Here is a 3,719-nt window from a genome sequence, read left to right on the forward strand (position 1 = left end):
GCTGTGTGGTCAACGGCCCCGGCGAGGCCCGCGAGGCCGACCTCGGTGTCGCCTCCGGCAACGGCAAGGGCCAGATCTTCGTCAAGGGCGAGGTCGTCAAGACCGTCCCCGAGTCCAGGATCGTGGAGACCCTCATCGAGGAGGCCATGAAGCTCGCCGAGCAGACGAAGTGAGTCCGAAGCCAGGCACGGACCGAGAGGGGGCCCATCGTGACGATTCTGGAGACCATCCGGCAACCACGCGACCTGAAGGCGCTGTCCGAGGCGGAGCTCGGTGAACTGTCCCAGGAGATACGCGCGTTCCTGGTGCACGCGGTGGCCCGCACCGGTGGGCACCTCGGACCCAACCTGGGCGTGGTGGAACTCACCGTCGCCCTCCACCGGGTCTTCGAGTCGCCGGCCGACCGCATCCTCTGGGACACCGGTCACCAGAGCTATGTGCACAAGCTGCTGACCGGCCGTCAGGACTTCTCCAAGCTGCGCGGCAAGGGCGGTCTGTCCGGCTACCCCTCGCGCGAGGAGTCCGAGCACGACGTCATCGAGAACAGCCACGCCTCCACCGCGCTGGGCTGGGCCGACGGACTGGCCAAGGCCCGTCAGGTGCGGGGCGGGAAAGGGCACGTGGTCGCGGTCATCGGCGACGGCGCGCTCACCGGCGGCATGGCCTGGGAGGCGCTGAACAACATCGCGGCGGCCAAGGACCGGCCGCTGATCATCGTCGTCAACGACAACGAGCGTTCCTACGCGCCCACCATCGGCGGCCTCGCCGACCACCTGGCCACCCTGCGCACCACCGACGGCTACGAGAAGGTCCTGGCGTGGGGCAAGGACGTCCTGCTGCGGGTCCCGGTCGTCGGCGGCATGCTCTACGAGTCCCTGCACGGCGCGAAGAAGGGCTTCAAGGACGCCTTCGCCCCGCAGGGCATGTTCGAGGACCTGGGCCTGAAGTACGTCGGGCCCATCGACGGCCACGACGTCCTGGCCGTCGAGTCGGCGCTGCGCCGCGCGAAACGCTTCCACGGGCCCGTCCTCGTCCACTGCCTCACTAAGAAGGGCCGCGGCTACGAACCCGCCCTCGCCCATGAGGAGGACCACTTCCACACCGTCGGCGTGATGGACCCGCTGACCTGCGCGCCGCTCGTGCCGGCCGGCGGCCCGTCGTGGACCTCGGTGTTCGGGGACGAGCTCGTGCGGATCGGCGAGGAGCGGGACGACGTCGTGGCGATCACGGCGGCCATGCTCCATCCGGTGGGCCTCGGCAGGTTCGCGGCACGCTTCCCGGACCGGGTGTGGGACGTGGGCATCGCCGAGCAGCACGCGGCCGTGTCGGCGGCGGGCCTGGCCACCGGGGGCCTGCATCCGGTCGTCGCCGTGTACGCCACGTTCCTCAACCGTGCCTTCGACCAGCTGCTGATGGACGTGGCGCTGCACCGCTGCGGGGTCACCTTCGTCCTGGACCGGGCCGGTGTCACCGGCGTCGACGGACCCTCCCACAACGGCATGTGGGACATGTCGGTCCTCCAGGTGGTCCCCGGCCTCAGAATCGCCGCCCCGCGCGATACCGACCAGCTGCGGGCCCAGTTGCGCGAGGCCGTCGCCGTCGACGACGCGCCCACCCTGGTCCGCTTCCCGAAGGAGTCGGCCGGCCCCGGGATCCCGGCCGTCGGCCGCGTCGGCGGCATGGACGTGCTGCACCGCGCGGAACACCCCGAGGTGCTCCTGGTCGCCGTCGGCGTCATGGCACCGGTGTGTCTCCAGGCGGCCGAGCTGCTTCAGGCCCGGGGGATCGGCTGCACGGTGGTCGACCCCCGGTGGGTCAAGCCCGTCGACCCGGCGCTGCCCGGGCTCGCCGCCGGGCACCGTCTGGTGGCCGTCGTGGAGGACAACAGCCGCGCGGCCGGTGTCGGCTCCGCCGTGGCGCTGGCCCTCGGCGACGCCGACGTGGACGTTCCCGTACGGCGGTTCGGCATCCCCGAGCAGTTCCTCGCGCACGCCAAGCGCGGGGAGGTGCTGGCCGACATCGGGCTCACACCGGTCGAGGTGGCCGGACGGATCGGCGCGAGCCTGGCCGTCGGGGAAGCCGCCGGCCCGGGCGCGGGCAAGGCGGAGAAGGCGGAGAAGGCGGAGAAGGCGGAGAAGGCGGAGAAGGCGGAGAAGGCGGAGAAACAGGAGAAGGCTGAATGACCACGGAGTTCGACCTCGGCGCACTCCTGGCGGAGCGCGGAGCCGAGCGCTACGAGCTGCACGCCAGGTACCTCAACCACCAGCTCCCGCGCATGCTGCAGACCATCGGTTTCGACAAGGTCTACGAGCGGGCCGAGGGCGCCTACTTCTGGGACTCGGACGGTGACGACTACCTCGACATGCTCGCCGGGTTCGGGGTGATGGGCCTCGGCCGCCACCACCCCGTCGTCCGCAAGGCCCTGCACGACGTCCTCGACGCCTCTCTCGCGGACCTCACCCGCTTCGACTGCCAGCCGCTGCCCGGACTGCTGGCCGAGAAGCTGCTCGCGCACAGCCCGCACCTGGACCGGGTGTTCTTCGGCAACAGCGGCACCGAGGCGGTGGAGACCGCCCTGAAGTTCGCCCGGTACGCCACCGGCAGACCGAGGATCCTCTACTGCGGCCACGCCTTCCACGGCCTGACCACCGGCTCCCTGTCGGTCAATGGCGAGCGCGGCTTCCGGGACGGCTTCGCCCCGCTGCTGCCCGACACGGCCGTCCCGCTCGGCGATCTGGACGCCCTGGCCCGGGAGCTGAAGAAGGGCGACGTCGCCGCCCTGATCGTCGAGCCGATCCAGGGCAAGGGGGTGCACGAGGCCCCGCCCGGCTATCTGCGTGCCGCCCAGGAGCTGCTGCACCGGCGGGGGGCCCTGCTCATCGCCGACGAGGTGCAGACCGGTCTCGGCCGCACCGGTGACTTCTACGCCTACCAGCACGAGGACGGCGTCGAGCCGGACCTGGTGTGCGTGGCCAAGGCGCTGTCCGGCGGGTACGTCCCGGTCGGCGCGACCCTCGGCAAGGAGTGGATCTTCAAGAAGGTCTACTCCTCCATGGACCGGGTGCTGGTCCACTCGGCGAGCTTCGGCTCCAACGCGCAGGCCATGGCGGCCGGGCTCGCCGTGCTGTCGGTCATGGAGAACGAGCAGATCGTCGCGAACGCCCGCGCGACCGGCGAGCTGCTGAAGTCCCGGCTCGCCGCGCTGGCCGGCAGGTACGAACTGCTCGCCGACGTCCGAGGCCGGGGCCTGATGATCGGCATCGAGTTCGGCAGGCCGGCCTCGCTGAAGCTGCGCGGCCGCTGGACCATGCTGCAGGCCGCCCGCAAGGGCCTGTTCGCGCAGATGGTGGTCGTCCCGCTGCTCCAGCGGCACCGGATCCTCACCCAGGTCTCCGGCGACCACCTTGAGGTGATCAAGCTGATCCCGCCGCTGGTCATCGGCGAGCGGGAGGTGGACCGGTTCGTCGAGGCCTTCACCGCCGTGATGGACGACGCGCACCACGGCGGCGGCCTCATGTGGGACTTCGGCAAGACCCTCATCAAGCAGGCGGTGGCCAACCGCTGAAGCCGGGCGGTCTCCGCCTCCACCTCCGCCTCCGCTCTTCGTCTCTTTGCCTCTGAGGCAAAGATTTTGCCTTTGAGGCAAGGGTCGGGCTGAATGGAGGCATGAACGCCTCAGAAGCCGCGCCGTCGGCGGGCCAGGGCGACGACCTGCCCGC

General features: G+C 70.9%; 3 protein-coding genes. All 3 read left to right on the plus strand.

Annotation, left to right across the window (positions count from 1 at the left end; genetic code table 11):
* Nucleotides 1-173: flavodoxin-dependent (E)-4-hydroxy-3-methylbut-2-enyl-diphosphate synthase (locus tag ABZX30_RS37835; protein ID WP_355942917.1), on the plus strand; the 173-nt coding region annotated here is incomplete at its 5' end.
* A 36-nt stretch (nt 174-209) separates the two neighbouring features.
* Nucleotides 210-2,183, plus strand: coding sequence for a 1-deoxy-D-xylulose-5-phosphate synthase (gene dxs, locus ABZX30_RS37840; RefSeq protein WP_355942911.1), 1,974 nt, complete (start codon nt 210-212; stop codon nt 2,181-2,183).
* Nucleotides 2,180-3,565: an aspartate aminotransferase family protein gene (locus ABZX30_RS37845; protein ID WP_355942914.1), complete on the plus strand. Its 1,386-nt coding sequence runs from the start codon at nt 2,180-2,182 to the stop codon at nt 3,563-3,565. Before dxs ends, ABZX30_RS37845 begins: the two co-directional genes overlap by 4 nt.
* Nucleotides 3,566-3,719 lie beyond the last annotated feature (154 nt).

This window comes from Streptomyces sp. NPDC004542, from assembly GCF_040610035.1.
In the GTDB taxonomy this organism is placed as follows: Bacteria; Actinomycetota; Actinomycetes; order Streptomycetales; family Streptomycetaceae; genus Streptomyces.

Excerpts from the sequence above, each read along its gene's own strand:
- ABZX30_RS37845 (WP_355942914.1), top strand. The coding sequence starts at position 2,180 with ATGACCACGGAGTTCGACCTCGGCGCACTCCTGGCGGAGCGCGGAGCC.